General features: G+C 28.8%; 15 protein-coding genes and 1 tRNA gene. 9 read left to right on the top strand and 7 right to left on the bottom strand.

All coding sequences use genetic code 4. The features are described from left to right. Positions 1 to 6: 6 nt before the first annotated feature. From QJQ40_RS00885 to ruvB, 7 genes are all read left to right on the top strand, one after another. Entirely contained in the window at positions 7 to 2,685 is a 2,679-nt protein-coding gene (locus QJQ40_RS00885) for an ABC transporter substrate-binding protein (RefSeq protein WP_282861425.1), read from the top strand. A gap of 891 nt (positions 2,686 to 3,576) precedes the next feature. After that, positions 3,577 to 4,926, top strand: a complete 1,350-nt coding sequence (gene asnS / locus QJQ40_RS00890) for an asparagine--tRNA ligase (protein WP_282861427.1) — start codon at positions 3,577 to 3,579, stop codon at positions 4,924 to 4,926. Positions 4,927 to 4,941: 15 nt separating this feature from the next. Beyond that, positions 4,942 to 5,583, top strand: a complete 642-nt coding sequence (locus tag QJQ40_RS00895; RefSeq protein ID WP_282861428.1) for an RDD family protein — start codon at positions 4,942 to 4,944, stop codon at positions 5,581 to 5,583. Between the two features lie 2 nt (positions 5,584 to 5,585). Then, a complete protein-coding gene (locus QJQ40_RS00900) occupies positions 5,586 to 7,844 on the top strand; it encodes an ATP-dependent helicase (protein ID WP_282861429.1) in 2,259 nt (752 codons plus the stop codon). A gap of 2 nt (positions 7,845 to 7,846) precedes the next feature. Further along, a complete protein-coding gene (locus QJQ40_RS00905) occupies positions 7,847 to 9,274 on the top strand; it encodes a hypothetical protein (protein WP_282861430.1) in 1,428 nt (475 codons plus the stop codon). A gap of 104 nt (positions 9,275 to 9,378) precedes the next feature. Continuing rightward, positions 9,379 to 10,044, top strand: coding sequence for a Holliday junction branch migration protein RuvA (ruvA, locus tag QJQ40_RS00910; RefSeq protein ID WP_282861431.1), 666 nt, complete (start codon positions 9,379 to 9,381; stop codon positions 10,042 to 10,044). Further along, positions 10,022 to 10,993 (top strand): Holliday junction branch migration DNA helicase RuvB, encoded by a 972-nt coding sequence (gene ruvB / locus QJQ40_RS00915; protein WP_282861432.1) that lies wholly within the window; start codon positions 10,022 to 10,024, stop codon positions 10,991 to 10,993. The genes ruvA and ruvB overlap by 23 nt, the downstream gene beginning before the upstream one ends. 644 nt (positions 10,994 to 11,637) lie before the next feature. On the opposite strand, the gene QJQ40_RS00920 is transcribed toward ruvB, so the two are convergent. Then, the gene (locus QJQ40_RS00920) at positions 11,638 to 13,518 is read right to left on the bottom strand and encodes a DUF2779 domain-containing protein (RefSeq protein WP_282861433.1); all 1,881 of its coding nucleotides are present in this window, start codon (positions 13,516 to 13,518) and stop codon (positions 11,638 to 11,640) included. 22 nt (positions 13,519 to 13,540) lie between these two features. After that, a complete protein-coding gene (locus QJQ40_RS00925) occupies positions 13,541 to 14,698 on the bottom strand; it encodes a hypothetical protein (RefSeq protein WP_282861434.1) in 1,158 nt (385 codons plus the stop codon). Positions 14,699 to 14,903: 205 nt separating this feature from the next. Here QJQ40_RS00925 and uvrB point away from each other — a divergent pair, with 205 nt between their 5' ends. Continuing rightward, positions 14,904 to 16,898 carry an excinuclease ABC subunit UvrB gene (uvrB, locus tag QJQ40_RS00930; protein ID WP_282861436.1) on the top strand — a complete coding sequence of 665 codons (1,995 nt, stop codon included), beginning with the start codon at positions 14,904 to 14,906 and terminating at the stop codon, positions 16,896 to 16,898. A 15-nt stretch (positions 16,899 to 16,913) separates the two neighbouring features. Next, positions 16,914 to 17,774: an L-threonylcarbamoyladenylate synthase gene (locus QJQ40_RS00935; RefSeq protein WP_282861437.1), complete on the top strand. Its 861-nt coding sequence runs from the start codon at positions 16,914 to 16,916 to the stop codon at positions 17,772 to 17,774. A 66-nt stretch (positions 17,775 to 17,840) separates the two neighbouring features. Here QJQ40_RS00935 and QJQ40_RS00940 read toward each other — a convergent pair. From QJQ40_RS00940 to QJQ40_RS00960, 5 genes are all read right to left on the bottom strand, one after another. Continuing rightward, a tRNA-Ile gene (locus tag QJQ40_RS00940) sits at positions 17,841 to 17,917 on the bottom strand. A 60-nt stretch (positions 17,918 to 17,977) separates the two neighbouring features. Continuing rightward, positions 17,978 to 18,373, bottom strand: coding sequence for a 30S ribosomal protein S9 (gene rpsI / locus QJQ40_RS00945; protein WP_010321069.1), 396 nt, complete (start codon positions 18,371 to 18,373; stop codon positions 17,978 to 17,980). Between the two features lies 1 nt (position 18,374). Then, the gene (rplM, locus tag QJQ40_RS00950; RefSeq protein ID WP_044284471.1) at positions 18,375 to 18,812 is read right to left on the bottom strand and encodes a 50S ribosomal protein L13; all 438 of its coding nucleotides are present in this window, start codon (positions 18,810 to 18,812) and stop codon (positions 18,375 to 18,377) included. A gap of 118 nt (positions 18,813 to 18,930) precedes the next feature. Beyond that, positions 18,931 to 19,716: a 16S rRNA (adenine(1518)-N(6)/adenine(1519)-N(6))-dimethyltransferase RsmA gene (gene rsmA / locus QJQ40_RS00955; protein ID WP_282861438.1), complete on the bottom strand. Its 786-nt coding sequence runs from the start codon at positions 19,714 to 19,716 to the stop codon at positions 18,931 to 18,933. Further along, complete coding sequence (locus QJQ40_RS00960) at positions 19,697 to 20,944, bottom strand: TatD family hydrolase (RefSeq protein ID WP_282861439.1); 1,248 nt, start codon at positions 20,942 to 20,944, stop codon at positions 19,697 to 19,699. Before QJQ40_RS00960 ends, rsmA begins: the two co-directional genes overlap by 20 nt. Positions 20,945 to 20,988 lie beyond the last annotated feature (44 nt).

A 20,988-nucleotide genomic window follows, 5' to 3' on the forward strand; every position in this document is an offset into this window, starting at 1 on the left:
CTTAATATGAAAAAAATTAAAAAGTTACTAATTTTAAACTCTTTTGTTGTAATACCGACTTTTTTCTTGTTCTCATGTGCTTCTGCTCTTGAAAGAAATCGTCAAGAATTTGACTTTGGAGTTTCAACAACAACAATTAACACTTTAAATTACGTAAAAAATAATTCTTCCCACCAAATTCTTAATTCTTTAGTTGAATCTTTTGTAAAACCAGGTCCATCTGCTTCAAATTCATATGGGGCAAAATTAAATTTACCGGCAATTACCTTTGAACTTTATAACACAAATCTTCAAAGCACTGCAGGTGATGAAATATTGCAAAATCCAGCAGGTATTACTCCGGATGGTTCTTCTTTTACAATTAGCGATTTTGGAATGGCTCTTGGTTCAGTAGCACCCTCAAGTGGCGGGGCAAAATCTTTTGTTGGAATCCAAAATTCTTCCCAGTCAATTGTTTCAACTTCAATTTTTCTCAATAAAGGTGCCTCAAAATGAGCAAATAATCAACCTGTTATTGCCCAAAATTTTATTGACTACATTTTGTATGTACTAAATATTAATGTTGCCTCACCAAATTTAGTTAAGGTTCTTTCACTGAATATTAAAAATGCCCAAAAAATGATCTCGCTCCAACAAGATTATGTCTCAAAATTTGGAAATCCTTATCTAAATCCTTTTGGTCAAAAAAGATATGTAAAAGATCAAAAAACTGGCAAAGTTAGTCTTGACTTTGACCAAAAAGTTTTTGAATCACAAAACTCCGGTGATGAAGAATATGTTGCCCAATTTAAAGAAAATGCAAGAAATTTTGGAATGTATACAGGTCAAATTTTTGAACAAATGACAAACAAGGAAGTTGTTGATCTAGTTCAGGCTAATTTGTCACTAAACCCAAATTTTAGTGCTAATTCAACTGAAATTAACGTTGTGCAAAACAACCAAAGATCAGTAATAAAACTAACAAAAAATCCATTTTTAGATCCTTCACAAGTATTTGACGGTCCTAATTTGATTCCAAGATACGATTTTTTACCTGGAGACGAATATGGACTCCGAATCCAATTTGAAGACTCAGCGGCAAAAAAATTCATTAACTTATTTAGACAGGTTATTCATCCTGATATAATTTTCCCGATAAATCGGGAATTTGTCGAGATTGAAGCTGGCGGAATTAATAATTTTGGTACCGATTTGTCAAAATTTTTAATTAACGGTCCTTTTGATATTTCTGAACTTAATTTAGGTTCTCAAGGTTCAATGATCTTAACAAAAAGACAAGGTTATTATTCATCAGATAAAACCGTTCCTAATAAAATTAAAGTCTTTTTTGCTGAACAACCCGAACTTTTATCGTCACTTTTTTTGGATGGTTACATTGCAAAAACCAAAATTCCTTCAACTTTTCAGTCTAAATTCTGATCTGAAGAAAGAACAAGAAGATACATGGAAAAACAGACCGGATATGGTACAATTGGGATCCAAGTTAATTTAGATAATGTCAAAAAAGGAAAATCTTACCTTCAAGATTCAGATCTGCGAAAAGCGATTCTTTATGGCATAAATCGTATCGATTTACTCAATTTATACGGTCTTGACCACTCTTTTCCACAGACAACTTGAACTAATTTTGACAGTATACTAACTTCTCGCGGTTATCCTTTGGAGACCTTTTTGGAAAACAGAAACTACCGTTCAGAATTTCTAGACGCAAACGGAAAACAAGTTGAATTTCCAGTTTTAGCCCAAAATTATGGCTCACATTTAGCAAAAGGGGTCTGATTTGAATCTGTCCCAAGAGTAGATTCATCTTATAATCCGCAGACTTCAAAATTTTTCCTTGAAAGATTTAAAAAGAATAATCCTACTGTTGAAAAAGTTAAGCTAACTTTTATATATAAAGACGATGCCGAAGAAAAAGTTGCTATTGGTCTACAGGACATTTTAGCCCGAAATACGAATAATTTTATCGAAATTGACCCTGTTAGACTTCCTGATGGAATTTACCAACAAAGACTTTCAACTGGTGACTTTGATTTGACAATGAAAAACTTTGACTTTTTCAACATCGGTAATTCTCAACCTCATTCATATATAAAAGCGTTTTTCAATACAGATGAAATTTCGCCAAGTGATAATAAATTCTCTGGACTTGAGTCTAACCCAGCTTCTTCAATGACTTATTGGAAAATGTGAAATCAAATTTCACCTCAGCAAAGAGCTGAAATTGCTAAAAGACTCGAGATTTCTGACATTTTTTTAAAGAAATTTGAAGAACTAATTACCCGAAAATTGAAACTTGACGGGCAAGGTAAGCCTATTTTCAAACAAGTCTACCTTGACAAGGAACAAAAAATTCCTGCAACTGATTATAATAATAAGCCAATTTTAGTTCCAGAATTTGCCGAGCCCTTAGATGAATATAACAACAGAATTGACTCATTTTTTAACGCAATTTTTACACACCAAGAAAAACAAGAAGGCTGAACTCAGAACAGAGTTTTTGAATTTGTGCTAGTTTTTGAAAAAATAATCCGTGAATTTGCGCCAATTATTCCAATTATGGAGGTCGATACTTTCTGGACTATCAACCGAATTAGGGCCGGATCAGGAAATTCTTTCCAGTTTGCTTTTGATGTTGAAAATATTAAAGTTAATTTTGTAACTGCTGAAGACGGAAAGCAATAATTTTTTTAGGGTCTATATTTTAGTCTGATTTTTAAAGAAGTTAAAAAATTAAATAAAATACCAGTAATTTCTGGTATTTTTTCTAATATTTGAAAAATGCGGAAAATGACTGAGTTTGCCAGTTTGATGGCAAAAATTCACTTTTTAGCGAATATAAATATGCAAAAATACCGGTAAATCCGTGTTTTTTGATCTAAAATCTTAATATTTATAATTTTAAATTTAACCTTTTAAAAAAAAAAAAAAAAATGCTTGGTCAAAAATAAAATTATGTTATAATAAGTTTCACTAAGAATGAATTAATAAATTTTGATATTGAATTAAGGGGGACTTGATTATGTCTTTTGTCTAAAAAAATCAGACAGCGCGAATTATCCATTATATTTTTAATATGATGGAATGCCTTAAATTTAACCGTTTAGAAATCTATAAATTTAAGGCTTTTTTTATTGTTCTTTCAAAACTTCATATGTTTTTTTAGGCTCAATGTAAATAAAAATGAGTTTTCTTTTTACATTGAGTTTAAATAGTAGTTGTATTTTTTATGATTTTTGTTAGTGTTTTAAACTAAAAAAGTAGTTTAAAAATTTCATAATTTTGCTTTTTAAGCTAAAATTTTAGCTTTTTTAGTTTGCTTTATTTGATTAATAAGTAGATTTTTCTTTCGTTAGTGTTTGATTTAAAATTTAGTGTTTTTGCCTTGATAGTTATTTTTCTCGAGTTTGCCAAAAAAGTTAAAAAGTTCCCAAAACCGGAACTTTTTTAAGATTATCTCATCAAACTGGAAAACTTGGGATTTTAATCTAATTTTTACAGAAGTTAAAAAAAATAAATAAAATACCAGTATTTTCTGGTATAATATTTAATATTTGAAAAAATGGGGTAAATAAAATGTCGGTATCAATTAATGAAGTTTTTATACATCCTGAGTTGTATGATCAGAAGAAAATTGCAGTTCAAGGTTGAATCACAAATATTCGTGGTAATTTAAAAATAATGTTTGTCGAACTGAACGATGGTTCGTCGTTTAAAAATTTACAATGTGTTCTTAAAAGTGATAATATTGACTTTACAAAAGTAGAAAATTTAGCAATTGGCGAAGCTATTGAAATTAGCGGCGTTTTTACAAGCACTCCTGAGCGCCAGCAAAATGGAGAGGTTTTAGTTGAGGATTTAGAGGTTAAAGGCCGTAATTATAACAATAATTTTCCAATTCAAAATCAAGAAATTTCCTTAGAAGTTTTAAGGCAAATTCCACATTTTCGTCACAGAACTCGACTTTTTCGTGTGATAATGAGACTAAGATCTTCACTTTTTTATGAAATTCATAAGTTTTTTCGTCGTCAAGGATTTATTAATTTTTCAGCACCAATTTTAACCTCAAATGATGGTGAAGGTGCTGGTGAAACTTTTATTGTCGACGATGAGGAAAAAGACTTTTTTAACAAAAAAACAACTTTAGGTGTTACAGGACAACTTCATGCCGAAGCCTATGCTCTTGGTTTTAAAAAAGTCTACACTTTTGCCCCTACTTTTCGTGCTGAGAGATCAAATACTAGAAAACATGCCGCTGAATTTTGGATGATTGAACCTGAAGTGGCATTTTTTGATCTTGATGAAATTATTGAATTAGCAACAAAATTACTTCAAAAAGTAATAAAAGCTGTAATAATTCGTAACAAAGATGAATTTGCATTTCTAGAAAAAGTTGGTGATAAAAACCTGCGCCGCCGTTTAATTCAATTTTGTGATTCTCAAGTAGCCCAGGTAACTTACGAACAAGCAATTAAATTACTTTCTGAACACATTGATAAATTTGAGGAAAAGAACCTGTTTTTTGGTGCTGATTTAAAAACTGAGCATGAACGGTTTTTATCTGAACAAATTTTCCGCGCCCCTGTTGTTGTAATTAATTATCCAAAATCGCTAAAAGCATTTTACATGCACCAAAACGATGATGAAAAAACTGTAGCAGCTTTTGATCTTTTAGTTCCAGGGATTGGTGAGCTAATCGGTGGATCTCAACGTGAAGTTCGTTATGAAAAACTACTTGAACGAATGAACGAATTGAACATGAAAGTTGAAGATTTCCAATGATACCTTGATTTGCGTAAATTTGGTAACCCTGGCTCAAGTGGTTTTGGTCTTGGTTTTGAAAGATTGCTAATGTTTGTCACCGGAATTGATAATATTCGTGATGTAATTCCTTTCCCAAGAACAAATAAAAATATTTTAATGTAAGAGGATAAAATTAAATTGAAAATTGATTTTGTAAAAGCAGGTTTTTGAAGACGTTCCTTTGCAGGATTAATTGATTTTGTATTTCTTTTTCTTACTTTTTTAGTATTTTTCTACCTATTTTTGGTATTAACTGAATGATCAAAAATAAAATTTTATCTTTGAATTCTAACTGCTTTTTTACTTGTAATTTTTTACCGCATTTTTCTAATTATTTTTTTAAAGCAAACAATTGGACTGTTTTTAACAAAAACTAAACTTGTTTTTTTTGATGAAAACCCTAATTTTTACAAAAAATTCTTAATTTTACTAAAAAGGGAAGCATTTTTAAGTCTTAATTGAATATTTTCGCTTTTATTTTCCTCAATTATTTTAGATCTTAGTTTTGGAATTGATCTTAACTTTTTTCAAACTTTTAAAAGTTCAAGTCAAAATTTAACTTTTTTTCAACAAATTAGCTTAAGTTTTCCCGCTTTATTTTCAAAAGTTAACTTTTTCTTCTTAATTGTAAATAACCTCTCAATTTTAGGTTCAAAAAAATTAACAATTATTGATTCTTTTTCTAAAACAACTATTTGCTTGAAAAAAACGCTTATAAAAGCGGATTATTTAAGTTCAATTCATGCAAATTTTAGTTCAATTCATTGGGAGGTTAATTAATCATGTCATCACAAAATATTCTTTCACAACTAAATGACAAACAAAAAATCGCTGTTATTAGCAATAGTTCGCATCTAAGAATTGTCGCAGGTGCCGGAACTGGAAAAACAACCGTCTTAACAAAAAAAATTGCCTATATTATTAATGAATCACTGGCATATCCCAATCGGATTTTGGCTTTAACTTTTACAAATAAAGCAGCCGAAGAAATGCGAACTCGTGTCGAAAAACTTGTTCATGAAAAGGCAAAAGACATCCAAATTTTAACTTTTCACTCGCTTTGTAATTTAATTTTGCGAACTGAAGCAAAAAATATTGTTGAAATTGATGAAATTCAAATAGATGATTACCGTTTTAATATAATTGACGAGCAAGATCAGCGTAAAATTATTGAAAAACTTTTAGGTGCAAATCTTAAAACAACTGAAGACAAAGACGATAAAAAAATTACTGCATTTCAAGCGATTGAATTTATTTCAAGAGCCAAAAATTTAGAACAATCTCCAGCTCAGGCACTCAAGCTAGCAAATACTGAAGCTGAATTAATTAAGGCCAATGTTTATAAAAATTACATTGAAAAAACAAGGGAAAATAACATAATTGACTTTGACGATTTATTGCTTTATACTAAAATAGCATTTGAAAAAAGTCCACAAATTGCCCGTCGTTGACAGAAAAAATTTGACTTTGTACTTGTTGATGAATTTCAAGACACCTCGTTAATTCAGTATTCTATTTTAAAATATTTTATCAAAGATAATACAAAATTATTTGTTGTTGGCGATCCTGATCAGACTATTTATTCCTGAAGAGGAGCTGATCCATCGCTTATTCTTAATTTAGAAAATGACTATCCTGATTTACAAACAGTAATTCTTGACAAAAATTACCGTTCAACACAAAATATTCTTGATGCGGCCAACCATTTAATAGCAAATAATAAAAACCGAATAAAAAAGAATTTAGTAGCTCATTCAACCGAAAAAATTGATATTCATTTTGAAGATCTTGGCAATGAAAGAGGCGCTGAAGTTGATTGAATTTATGAGACTATCCAAAATTTAATTACAAAAAACAAAGTAAATTATCGCGATATTGCAATTTTAGCACGCTCAAATTTTTATTTTGCACAAATAATTAACAAATTTGATGCCTACAATATCCCTTATATAAAACACGGAAATTCGCCTCTTGCTGCAAAAAAAGAAGTTCGTGAAGCTATTTATTTTTTAAAAGTCATCGAAAATTCTGATCCTTATGCTTTTGAGCAAATTATTAATGTACCTGCAAAAAAAATCGGTGCCATAACAATTAACAAACTAAATGATTTAGCGGCTAAATTTGAACTTAATTTGTACGATTTTTTATTTAAATACTATTCAGGAAAAATCAATTTATTAGATACTCACGGTAAAATTCCGCTAACTATTGAAAATCAAGCCAAAATTAAAAATCTTTTTGAACGAATAACCGCTGCAAGACGTTTCAAGATTGAAATTGAAGAAAAAAACCCGACAGTTTTTAAACTTTTTTCACAAGTTCTTGACTCTTTTTTGAAAAAAATTAACTACTTTAGCTCAATAAAAGACCCTAAACAAGAAGAAGACACAAAAGAACTTTTAGGAAAATATTATGAATCACTTGATAATTGACAAATCCAAAATCCTAACAAAAAATTAGCTGATTACCTTGATTATGCAGTTATTTCGCATTTTGAACAAACTGAAAGCCCAAATCGAATCAACTTATTAACTGTTCATTCTTCAAAAGGACTTGAATTTGAGTATGTTTTTTTAGTTGGGATGAATCAAGGAGTCTTCCCTTCGCAAAAAGTTCTTGACCAAAATCTTGAGAGCGAATACGAAGAAGAAAGAAGGCTAGCATTTGTCGCAGTAACCCGGGCAAAAAAAGTTTTATACATAACAAACGGATTTCGTGGTAGCTTTCATAATGATTATGGTCGCCGTTGAAAATCTAATCAAAATTCAATTTCACCGTTTATTAAAGAGATGAAAATTAAGGCTGAACAGTTTTATCAATTTCGCAAACTTGATGCAACTGGAAAGCTTAATTACCAAAAAACTGATTCAGAAAATGTTGAATTTGTCCCTGGAAATCACATATCCCATCTAAAATTTGGTAAAGGAATCATTTTGGAAGTGCGCGCTGACTCAATTTTGGTCAAATTTTTCGATATTCCTGGTGATAAAGGGATAAAAACACTTGTTAAAACTCATAAGTCCATTGAAAAAATTTCGTAAAAATGTCTGCACAAATTCAAACTTATTTAATAGTTGCGCTAATTTTGCTAATTAGTATTTTTTTTGTTTGCTTTTTGATCATAGTTTTACTTTTTGCCAATAATAAAAAAACAAAAATTCTCCCTTTAATTCCTTTTACTTATGATGCTGATTTAAAAAGAATCCGTGTTAGCGATGTTTTTTCACTTCCTAGTTTGAAATATATTGTTGAAAACAACAATTTACTAACAGGACTTTGGGTGAGTCAATCTGATTTTATTTCACTTCTTGAAGAGCCATACCAAAAATTATTTCTTTCACGGATTGACCATTGAAGAAAAGGTTCAATTACTATCAAATTTCAAAAAAGGCTTCTTTTTAACAATAATTTTCAAGTTTTTTTTCAGGATAGCTCAAAAAACGGTTTTGTTCTAATCCAAATCCAAAAATCAATTTTTGACATTGCAAAATACAAAAAAACCTTTAAAAATCGACTAGTTGACAAACTAATTCTTGACTTTGCAAGTCCAAGTTTTCTGGTAAGCTTTAGTTTTCCTTTTGAAATAAGTGCTGATTTTGCTAAAAATTTTTATATTTCGTACAACAAAATCTTGCCGTTTTTTGTTAAAATTTCTAATTTTTCCATTTTTTATTTTGAAAATATTTTGATTATGCAAATATCTGCAAAATCACCAAAAATGCTGGAAAAAATTAGAAATTCATACAAAAATTTTGCAAAAGCCCATAATTTAGGTAACTTTTTGTCTTGAGTGATTATAAATTTAGACAGTCAAATAAATTATGACTGAAAAATAGAAATAAAAAAATTTTTTAACTTAATAACAGCAAAAAAAGCCTCATTTCTTGAGGTAAATTCAAGTAGCGGGCAGTTTAAGTCAATTATTGACAATAAAAGTCAAGTTCAGCAAACATTTAATATACAAAGCCATTTTCTTGCCCATATTTACCAATTTGATAATAAAAACCCTGTTTATAGCGTCTTTGATTTAGACTTTCATAGTAACCAAAAAATCGATGAAATATTAAAATTTTTAACCCAAAACCCGTCATATGATCATTCGCAAAATATTTACAAAATTAACTATATAATCGCACAAAAACTGCGTAATTTTCCAATTGATTTTGGAAAATTAACATTTTTAATTGAAACAGAAATTAATATACCTGAAACAAATATTAGTCATATTCCTAATATTTGTTATCAAAAAATAGTTGATTCTAAGCTTTTTTATTATCTAGCAATTAATAAACCGCCTTTTTTATTCATTAAGAATCTTAATGATTTTACCGATTTTAGCGATGGAAATGACATAGTTGTTTCATCACTTGGCGAATATGCTCGTCGCGAAAAAGTAAAAGTTGTTTTTAAAAAGCAAGATATAACAAAATTTAACTTTGGGAATAAGAATTTTCCGCTCTATTATTGGTAAAAAATAGTAAAATTTGCTTCTTTTTCCTAATTTTTTCCTTTTTTTGGCCAAAAACGGTTAAAAAATTAATTTAGGTTGCAACAAATTACTATAAGGGAGCAAAAATGCAAATTTATCAATATGGAAAAATTGTCTCAAAAAATAAAAATTATTTAATTATTGAAAATCAAGGAAGCGGATATTTACTGTATGTTCCGCGGATTGACCGTTTTAATACCGATGAAAATAGAAAAATTTATCTTTACGAATATGAAAATGATTATTCAAAAATAACTTACGGATTTGCAAGCTTCCGTGAAAGAATTTTATTTGAAGATCTAATTTCAATTCAAGGGGTTGGTCCAAAAACGGCTATTTCTGTCCTTAACGGTGGCTTGCAAAACGCAATTAATTTAATAGCTGCAAATGATTGAAAAGGTCTTGCAAAAATTCCATATCTTTCTGAAAAAAATGCTAAACAAATTGTTTTTGAATTTCACGGAAAATACAAAAAATTTCTTGAGAATGACAAAAAACAAAATCAGGAAAATATTCTTGAAACTGATTCTAAAGAAGTTGAGAAAACTGACGATTTGAATGATGAAATTCTCCAAAATAATTCAGTCGAAGAAAAAACATCATCAGAACTTGAAGAAACACTAAAAATGCTTGGCTTTAAACCTAACCAAATTAATTATGCACTGACAAAAGTTGAGCCTAATGAAAATTTCGAAAACTTAATAGAACAAGCTATCAAGATTATTTCAAATGCCAGAGAATTTAGAAGTTAGGCCAATAAATTTTGATAATTTTATTGGCCAACAAAAATTGGTTGAAACACTGAAAATTTTAATTTCATCTTCTCAAAAACGCAAACAAGCCTTAGATCATATTTTATTTTATGGACCTCCTGGAACGGGGAAAACCACCTTAGCAAACATTGTAGCAAATGTTCTTGAATCCAAAATTAAGTATGTACAAGGACCATTGCTTGAAAAAAAGGCCGATGTTCTTGCTGTTTTAGCAAATATTTCTCAAGACACAATTCTTTTTATTGACGAAATTCACGGAATTAATAAGAATATTGAAGAGCTTTTATATTCAGCAATGGAAGAATTTGTTATTGATTTACAAATTGGCGTTGATGGTGAGCAAAAAATTATGCGAATGAAATTGCCACATTTTACACTAATTGCTGCATCAACAAAACTAGCGCAAATTTCAACACCTTTGCAAAATCGATTTGGCTATATTGCTAAAATTGTCAACTATACAACTGATGAAATGGTTCAAATTATTTCAAATTCGGCAGCAATTTTGAAACTGGAAGTCAACAAGGAAATTATTAAATACATTGCTAGTTTTTCAAATAACACTCCGCGGATTGCAAATAATTTATTAAAAAGAATTCGTGATTTTGCACTTGTTTTGAATAAAAAGAAAATTGACCGTGAAATTGTCAACAAAACTTTTGACAGCATTGGCATTTATAACCAAGGTCTTTCTCAAATAAACATTGAATATTTGAACACCTTATTCAAAATTTTTAAAGGAAAACCTGTCGCACTCGACGTTCTTGCTAATGTATTAAAGGAACATCGACAAACAATTATTAACATAATTGAGCCGCCACTGATTGAAAAAGAATTAATTGAAAAAACTCCTAGAGGTCGCCGAATAACTCCAAAAGGTAAGCAATATTTAACTGATTTAACTATTAAAGATGAAAAAAACACCTAAAAAAGTGTAACCTTTTTAGGTGTTTTTGTTTTAATATGTGCTAATTTAGCCCTATTTTCCTGAGTTTGGTAGCTTGATGGCAAAAATTCACTTTTTATTGAATCTAAATATGTAAAAATACCCGTAAATCCGGGTTTTTTGACGTAAAATCTTAATTTTTATTATTTTAAAATTAACCCTTTGCAAAAAAAAAAAAAAAAAAAATGTTCGGTCTAAAATAAAATTGTGTTATAATAAGTCTCACTTAAGAATAATTAATAAATTTTGATATTGAATTAAGGGGGAATTAGTTATGTTTTTGCCGTAAAAAAATTAGAAAATGCGAATTTTCCATTATGTTTTTAAATATGATGGAATGTCTTAAATTTACCCGTTTAGAAATCTTCAAATTTAAGGCTTTTGATTATTGTTCTTTCAAAACTTCATATGTTTTTTTAGGCTCGATGCAAATAAAAACGAGTTTTCTATTTGCATTGTGTTTAAATAGTAGTTGTATTTTCTTATGATTTTGCTTTTTAAGTTAAAATTTTAGATTTTTTAGTTTGCTTTATTTGATTAATAAGTAGATTTTTCTTTCATGAGGCTTGTGTTTAAAATTATGTGTTTTTGCTTTGATAGTTATTTTTCTGGGAAACTCGGGGTACCTAAAAAAGCGCAACCTTTTTAGGTGTTTTTGTTTCAATATGTGCTAATTTATCCCTATTTTCATAAACAAATTTCAAGAAATCTCAAACCATTATCATTGCTATGACATCATTTTGGCAATAAATTTGTAAATTTTTTCTAACTTCTATTCACTCAATGTCTCCAATGTAATTGAAATAACGATCAACGGCTTTAATCATTGCCTCAAGACCATTTTTTACGGTTAATTTTTTATAAGGTGTTATTAAGTGATCTAAATTGTAATTATATTTATTAATAAAATTTTCAATTTTTTTAATCGAATAAAAACCTTTAAGATCAGAAATTACAATTCAATATTTTGAAAATGGGTCTTTTAAATCAATAGTTTTAGCAATTATTTCATCAACTTTTTTTCGATATGTTTGAATTTTTTCAATTGCCTCATGATATAGATTATTTTCTTGGTAATGCATAAAAATTATGTTAACCATTTCTTTAAGTCTTGTAAGTTCGTATGATTTGTTAAAAACAACGTAAAAATCAGCGCTTTCGAGATAAATTTTATCAATTATTTTGCAAAAATTATCCCAACTATAACTTTTAGGATCAAAAACAACATTAGTTTCGTTAAAATCCTGAGGCAAAATTTCGCCATTATCAGTAACAACAATTGAAACTTGGGTAACAATTTGTTGAAAAGGTTGGGCATAATCAATAGCTGGAAAAGGCAAGGAAAGAGCTTCAAAATCATACCAAACGATTTTTTTTCCATTCATTTTATTAATGAAGGCTTCTAAATTTTCAAGTTCATTAATAATTATTGAATTACTTTTTTTGAAAAAATTATATCAATATGAATTTGTTTCAAAAGAAATGAGCCTAGATTCATCATTAACAAGTGATAAAATTTTTCTAGAATTTAAAAGTGTTCCGCTAATACCAGTCAGTTGAGGATAAAACTGTTCAACAAGAAAAGCAAAGTTAGCACTTTTTTCAAAGGCGCTGTTATCGATTTCGCTAGGTTTAGTAAATTTTGTTACATTTTTAGCATCGATTATCTCATCAATAGCAATATTGACAGGGATCATGTGAACAACTTTTTTATCTTTAACCTTAGAAATTTTTTCAATTTGATTTCTGAATAAGTTTTTTATTATTTTATTGTTTTCTAAAAATGTATTATCCCAAAACTCATCTAAACTAAGCCCATTTTGCTTTGCAATTTTTTTTGCAAGGAAAATATTACCACTTTCAGAATCAGCTTTGGATACAGTTTTTGCTGATTTATACCTTGAAATTCAGAATGTTTCATGAAATTCAATTTTATTTTTTATTGGGTGTTCAACTGTGTTAATTAAAAAATAAGATACTTCATGAATCGGGTTTAAATCACCGCTAATTTCTCGAAGCATATAATTTGATATTCAAAAATCTCAATTTGCTCTTAAATAATCTTTGACTTTAGTTGAGGTAGAAAGTTTCAAAATACTTAATTTTTTGTTAGAAACAAAAAAAACTGACGGATTAGCCGATGCATTTTTATATTCAAAGGCAGGATTGAAAATTATATCGCATTTTTGATTTTTGTAAAAATCAATGGTTTGCTCAATTTTTTCATCAATTGAAAATTTAGAAACAAGGCAAACTTTTTTGTCAGCAAACTTTTCTTTTATATAAAAGTAAAATGTTTTGTTAAAACTTTTAAAAATATTTTCATGTAATTCGGGAAATTTTATTTCATTTTCATGAAAAGAGTCAAAATCTCAAAGTTCTTGACCAAAATCATCATTATCATCTGTTTCAATTTCGTCTGAATTTTGTGCATCTGGATTGTTTCAAATAAAATATTTTTGTTGAGTATGCAATTTAAAGTAACGAGAAAAATTAATTCTTTCCATTTAAATACAAAACCCTTGATAATTAAGTATCTATTTGAAATTTTTGGTCTAAAATTGCTGGGTTAATTTTCAAAATATTTGGTGAATCAATAAGATTTTGATCAAAAATATGACTGTCAGTAAAAAGTTTGTTATATCCGCCAACAATTTTATAAAAATTATTTTGTGATCTTCAAGGTAATTTTACTCTAAAAATAAAAGTATTATCTTCATTTTCTACAGGTCTTAAATAATTTGCTAAATATTCAATATCTTTATTGTTAATTTGATCAAACCCAGTTTGAACCGCTGTATTTTCACGTTTAAAAACAAGACTATAATTATTTACAGTGTTAATTTTAACTATTCCAGGACTAAATTTAACTTTAAAATCAACGTCAATATTTTGAAGATCACTATGAATTTGGCCTGGAAATTTACTATTAGAAACCTCGACACCAACGATATCACCATCTGTTCTAAAAGTTAATGGGAATAAATTCTCATCAAAACTTAGCAAGTTACCTTTTTGATCATAAAGTCCCGAAATTATGTAAGTTGTGTCCCGCTCAAGATTTTTGAGGTTTACATATAATGACTGATCAGATCTTAAGTTATGTGTAAAAGTTTGTGTTTCAGGATTAGATCGAAGCGCGTTTGCTTTTCTATATTGAACATCGATTGGCTGTGAGCTCAAAGTTGTATCAGAAAGTGAAACCTTAAAATCATATTGGCTTGAAGGGTCAGCTGCATCTAGTTTTTGGAATGAACCAGGAATTATTGTTGGATTTGGATTAGTTTGAAAAACATTTCCGCGAACAAATAATTGCTCTTCTTCTTGGCCGTTAATGCGAGTAATTCTGACAACATATTTGGTTTTTGCGTCTAAATTGTTAATTTTTAGCAAAATTTTGGGCTTATTGTCATGAAGTGCGCGAAAAGCTGAAAATTTAACCTGCTCATAGTTTTCGGTGTTTTCTTTTCTCAATTCAACTTTGAATGTTTTAGCTATATTGTCTTGTGGAGTTAGTGCAATATTATTTAGCAAAAGTTCGACAGATTTTGACTGTATATTCTGAATTGAAATTTCAGGAATTTCGCTATCAGTGCATGCAACAAAAATAACAGGCACTGATGCAAATAAACCTGTCTGAAGTGTTAAAAATTTTATTTTTCTTTTAAAATTTTTTATTTTTTCCATTTTCCTCATTCCTAAATAAAAAATTATACCACAAACTGCTGAAATTATTGCTTTTAATAAGTATTTAAAATTTAATTTTTTCCCTTTTTTTGTCTAAAAGCCAAAAAAATTAATCAGACAAAGGTCCACAAAAATAAATATAATCGAATAGGGGAAATTTGTGCTAAAATTTCTCTTATTCTCCAAAAAAACGGTCTGATTTCAAATGATAAGTGAAAAAAAATTTAATAAATTCAACCTTAGAGCAAATTATAAACCTAGTGGCGACCAACCCAAAGCAATAAAAAGCATAATTCAAAACATTGAAACTGGCAAAGAATCGCAAATTTTGATGGGTGTAACTGGTTCTGGAAAAACTTTTACAATGGCAAATGTAATTGCGCACTTTAACAAGCCAGTGTTAGTTTTGTCACACAATAAAACGCTTGCTGCTCAATTATATACAGAATTTAAGGAATTTTTCCCCGAAAACCGGGTTGAATTTTATGTATCATACTTTGATTTTTATCGCCCTGAATCATACCTTCCTTCAAAAGATGTTTATATTGAAAAAACAAGTAAAACAAATGCTGATCTTGAAGCAATGCGAATGTCAGCCCTTAATTCGTTAATTGAACGAAATGATACTATCGTTGTTGCTTCAGTTTCGGCAATTTATGGAACTCTAAATCCGAATGAATATCATGATAATTTTTTGCTTTTAAATGTGGGTCAGGAAATAAAACCAAAAGAATTAGCCCTAAAACTAACGCGAATTAAGTATCTTAATAACTCTGTTGAGCAAAAACCCGGACTTTTTTCACTAAAAGGCGATGTAATTGAAATTTTTCCAGCTTGAGATGAAACTTTTAATATCAGGGTTGAATTTTTTGGCAATACAATCGAAAAAATTAGCACAATTCAGCCAGTCTCAAAAAAGCTAATAAAAACCTATTCAGTCTATACAATTTATCCTGCCACTGCATATAGCGTTAAAAAATCTATAATTGATAGAGCAATTGAGTCTATTAAAATTGAGCTTGAAGAGCGCTTACTTTTTTTTGAGCAAAATAATAGACTTGTCGAAAAACAAAGGCTAAAAGACCGAGTTAATAATGATATTGACTCTTTGAGTGAATTTGGAATTTGTTCTGGAATTGAAAATTATGCCCGTCATATTGACGGTCGTCAACAAGATGAACAGCCATTTTCTTTGCTTGACTATTTACCCCAAGATGCCCTAATTTTTATTGACGAGTCTCACGAGATGGTCAAGCAAATTGATGGAATGTACAAAGGTGACCGAAGTCGCAAGCAAACTCTTGTTGACTATGGTTACCGTCTTCCTTCTGCGCTTGATAATCGTCCTTTAAAATTATATGAGTTTGAACAATTTAGACAGCCTAAAATTTTTGTTTCAGCCACGCCAGCTCAATATGAACTTGAAAAAACTGATGGCGAAGTTGTTAGTCAAATTATAAGACCAACTGGATTGCTTGATCCTGAAATTATAATTGAAAATACTGATAATCAAATGGCAAAAATTTCTAAATATTTAGATTTACAAAAACAAAAAAAGGAACGAACTTTAATTTTAACAACAACAAAACGAAACGCTGAGGAAATTAGCAAATATTTGCAAGAAAAAAAATTACACAACGTTTATTATTTGCACTCAGAAATGACAACTTTTGAACGTGATGAAATTATTATTAAATTACGAAAAGGAATTTTTGATGCAATTGTTGGGATAAATTTGCTTCGTGAAGGTGTTGATATTCCGGAAGTTTCATTGATTCTTGTACTAGATGCAGGTCTTACTTCTTTTTTAAGATCAAAAACATCATTAATTCAAATAATTGGACGTGCTGCTCGAAATCAATCAGGAAAAGTAGTCCTTTTTACCGACGGAATTACAAAAATAATTCAAGAAGTTATTGATGACAATTTGGCTAAACGAAAAATTCAAATCGAACACAATGAGGAAAATAAAATAATTCCAAAAACGATAAAAAAACCAATTCCTGAAAGTATAAATCCAAATGCTCTAAAATTAAGCAAAGTTCTTCATGAGAAAAAAATGAATAAAAAAGAGATTGAAAAACAGATACAAATTTTGGAAAAAGAAATGAGAAACGCCTCTAATGCCAACCGTTTTGAAGAAGCTATTCAAATTCGTGATCTAATTGCTGAAATTAAACAAAAATCAGATCAATTTTAAAAATAAAGTGTTAAAATGAAATTGGAATTATTTTATAATAAATCGCTCTCATCGCTATGTTTTTATGATAGTCAAAAACAAATGCTAACGAAAGTAAAAACATCTGTTTTTACAGCATTTTTTTCAGATTTAGAGTCTAAAACTATCAGATTTGATTTTTGCTTTAATTTAAAAAGTTCTTATTTTGATAATTTTTTATTTTGACTTGCAAGTAAAAATTTAATTTCAGAAAAAAATTTATTTAATGGACTTAATTTTTCTAAAAACAAAATATTTGTTCTAAAATTGTTGAATAATTTCCACATTTTGTTTTGAAAATACCAGATGAACAGTCTTGTCATTTTTATTGAAGATGATAATGAATTTAGTGATTCATTTAGCCAAAACTATGCCGTTTTTAAGGAACAAATTCATAAAAATTCTAAACTATTTATTTGTTCTACAGATACTGTTGTTGGACTTGGTTCATTTTATCATGATTTGGATCTAGAGGCAATTTATAAAATAAAAAACCGTGATGTTAGCAAAAAAATCGTAACTTTGGTTGGCAAAATATCGCAAATAAAGCCATTAATTAGTCCAAGTAATTACAAAATTCTTAAACAAAAAAGCAAAAAACATTGACCTGGCGCAGTTACTTTTATAATTGAAAAAAAATCATTTAGAATTCCTGGACTAAAAAAGTCGCAAGAATTATTTGTAAAAAATGGACCTGCTTTTGTTACTAGTGCCAATATTTCTGGGCAAAAACCACTTAATTTTAAAGAAGCCCGCCAATTATTTTGACAAATCACAAAATTTTATGATTTTGGCCATGGTTCAGGTTGCCCCTCAAAAATTTATGATATTGATCTAAAAACTTGAGTTCGAACCTAAAATTTATTTTTAAAAATATAAAAAAAACCTTTGGAAATAAAGGTTTTTTTTAAAGTCAATTAGATATGGTGGGAACGAATGGGATCGAACCATCGACCTCACGATTATCAGTCGTGTGCTCTAACCGTCTGAGCTACGCTCCCGAAGGTGATATAATTACATTGTTATAATTATATCATATTTTTTTAAAAAGGAAGAAAAAATTACCGTTTTGAAAATTGACGCGCTCTTCTGGCTTTTCTCAATCCGAATTTTTTACGTTCTTTAGCTCTAGCATCACGTGTCAACATTCCAGACATTTTAAGACTTGGACGATAATCAGCAGAAATCTCTAATAAAGCTTTTGCAATTCCTAATCTAATCGCACCGGCTTGCCCAGAAATTCCACCACCATGAGCATTAACGCGAATATCAAATTCAGAAATTGTATTTGTAATAGCGAGTGGTTGTAGAGCGTCTTTAATTAAAATATCAGATTTTAGGTACTCTTTTGCTATTCGGTTATTAATTTTAAAATGACCATTTCCACGTTTTAAAATAACACGGGCAACTGAAGATTTTCTTCTTCCTGTTCCATAATAAGTTAATTCTTGATTCATTTTAATATTTGACCTCTAATTTTTCAGGGTTTTGACCTTGGTGTGGGTGTTCAGTTCCGGCATAAACATAAAGATTTTTTCTTTGTTTGTCCCCTAGTTTTGTGTGAGGTAGCATACCATAAACCGCTTTTTCAATTAAAGCAATTGGTTTTTTTGCTCGAAGTTCTCTAGCAGTTCTAACTTTTAAACCACCAGGATAACCAGAGTGTCTATAATATAGTTTTTGGTCTTCTTTTTTTGCTGTTAGTAAAATTTTTTCAGCGTTAATTATAATTATTTTATCTCCCATATCAACGTTAGGAGTAAAAAGCGGAGAGTGTTTTCCGCGCAAACGGCTAGCAACAAACGCGGCTAAACGCCCTAAAATTTGTGACTCTGCATCAATAACAAACCATTTTTTTTCAACTTCATGTGGTTTTATAAATGTAGTTTGTCTCATGTCTACCTTTCTATAAATTTTTAAAAAGATTTTATATAAAAATAATGTAACGACTAAGGGAGGGAGATTTTTAAGATTATACACTATTTTTTGAAATTCAAAACTAAAAAAATAAAAATTATTTATTTTTAATGTTGTCAAAATAAAAATTTGAAATTCTAGCGTAAGTTTCAACATTTATTTCTTGTGGGCGTATTTTTTGGTCAAAATTGAAAAAATTAAAAATTTTTTCAATTTCGTCTTGCGACAAAGAATTTTTGAGATTATTATATAATGTTTTTCGCTTGAACTGAAAGCACAATTTTGTAAATTTAAAAAATTGTGCTACTTTTTCAGGGTTTAAATTTCTTCTTATTGAAAAATAAACAATAGCAGAATCTACCTTTGGAACCGGGAAAAAAGAATCTGGTGGGACAACGAAAAACTTTTTTACATCAGCAACATATTGGCAGGCTAGTGACAATTTTGAGTAAGATGGTGTTCCTGGCGTTGCAATAATTCTATCAGCAACCTCATTTTGGACCATTATTAAGATTTCATCAAATTTTTCAAAATTATCAAATATTTTAAACAGAATTTTCGATGTAATATAATAAGGAAGATTGCCAATAACTGTTTGTTTTTCAGAAAAATTTAGATCTGAAAGTAAAAAATCCTCATTAATTATTTTTATATTCTTGTTTTTAAATTTATTTTCCAGCAGTGGAATTAAATTTTTGTCAATTTCATAACAAGTCAAAAATTTAGCTTTTTGGACTAAATATTTAGTCAAAAAACCGGTTCCAGGTCCTATTTCAACAAGATTTTTGTCTGCTAAGTCAATACTATCAACAATTTTTTGTGCAATTTTTTCATCTTTTAAAAAATTTTGACCTAGATGTTTTTTAGGTGATATTTTCAGCATTTTTTACCTTAAAAATTTTTAGTGCATTTTCATAAACTATTTTAGAAAGCTCTCTTTTTGTTAAATTTTTCAAATTAGCTATTGTTTGATAGGTATTTTCAATTTGCGGAGATGTATTTGGCCAAACTTGACGATTAGGTTCAGGACTTAAATATGGTGTGTCAGTTTCACATAAAATTCTTGAAATCGGAGTTTGAGATACTATTTTTCTTAGTTCGACGCTTTTTTTAAAGGTTATTACTCCTGAAAATGAAAAGTAGCAATTTTTTCTGCTGATTATTTCTATGAATTTTTCATAATTTGTTGAAAAATTATGAAAAATAAAGTTAATTTCAGGAAATTTGTCAATTATTAAAAGTATTTCATTAATCGCTTTAAATTCGTCAAGTTTGTCGCGAATATGCAACATTACAGCGATATTATTGTTTTTTGCGATTTCAATTTGGGCCAAAAGTGCATTTATTTGTTCTTGTTGACCAGAGTTATTTTCATAATAAAAATCAAGCCCAACTTCGCCAATTGCCACTACATTTTTGTCAATGTATTTCGAAAGGTTATTATAATTATCTGTTGTTTTTATTAAATTTGGATGTATTCCAATAATTTTATATATTTTATCAGAATATAAACTAACTTGACTAATTTCTTCAAGATCCTCTCAAGAGGTTCCAACAACAAACAAAAGTCCAATATTATCATCAAATCATTTGCTAATTTCTTGTTTTGGATTTTGAAAATATTCTAAAAAAGGATGGCAGTGTACATCGGTAAAGTTATATTTTTCAATCTCCTTAATTTGGAATGTTAAAAAAGAAGAATTTGTTCCCTGAAACGCCGGTTCAAAAAAATCTTTAAAAACGATACTTTTTTGGTCAAGTTTAAGGTAAAAATCACGTAATTTATAGTGTTTTTTGATAAAATCAAGTATAAATTCTCCAATTATATTAATTCAGTTAGAATCCAAAAGTTCACTAAAAAAAACCAAACTTAAATAAAAAGTCTGTTCTTTTTTCGAAATAATAAAATGTGCTAAACTAAAGTCTAAATTTTTGTCAAAATCAATAACAGTAAATTCATGATTACTTTCAAAATTTTGGAAATAATCCAGATTGGCAACATTAGTTTTACCATTTTTAGTTTTTAAATTTACTTCTAAATTAAATTTTTTAATCGCATTTAGAAGCAAATTTAAATGTCGCGGTGAAAATTGTTCGATTTTTAAATACATTGTAACTTTTCAAAATATTATTAAAATTAATTATATTTTATTAT

The organism is Mesomycoplasma ovipneumoniae (genome assembly GCF_030012565.1).
Lineage (GTDB): Bacteria > Bacillota_I > Bacilli_A > Mycoplasmatales > Metamycoplasmataceae > Mesomycoplasma > Mesomycoplasma ovipneumoniae_D.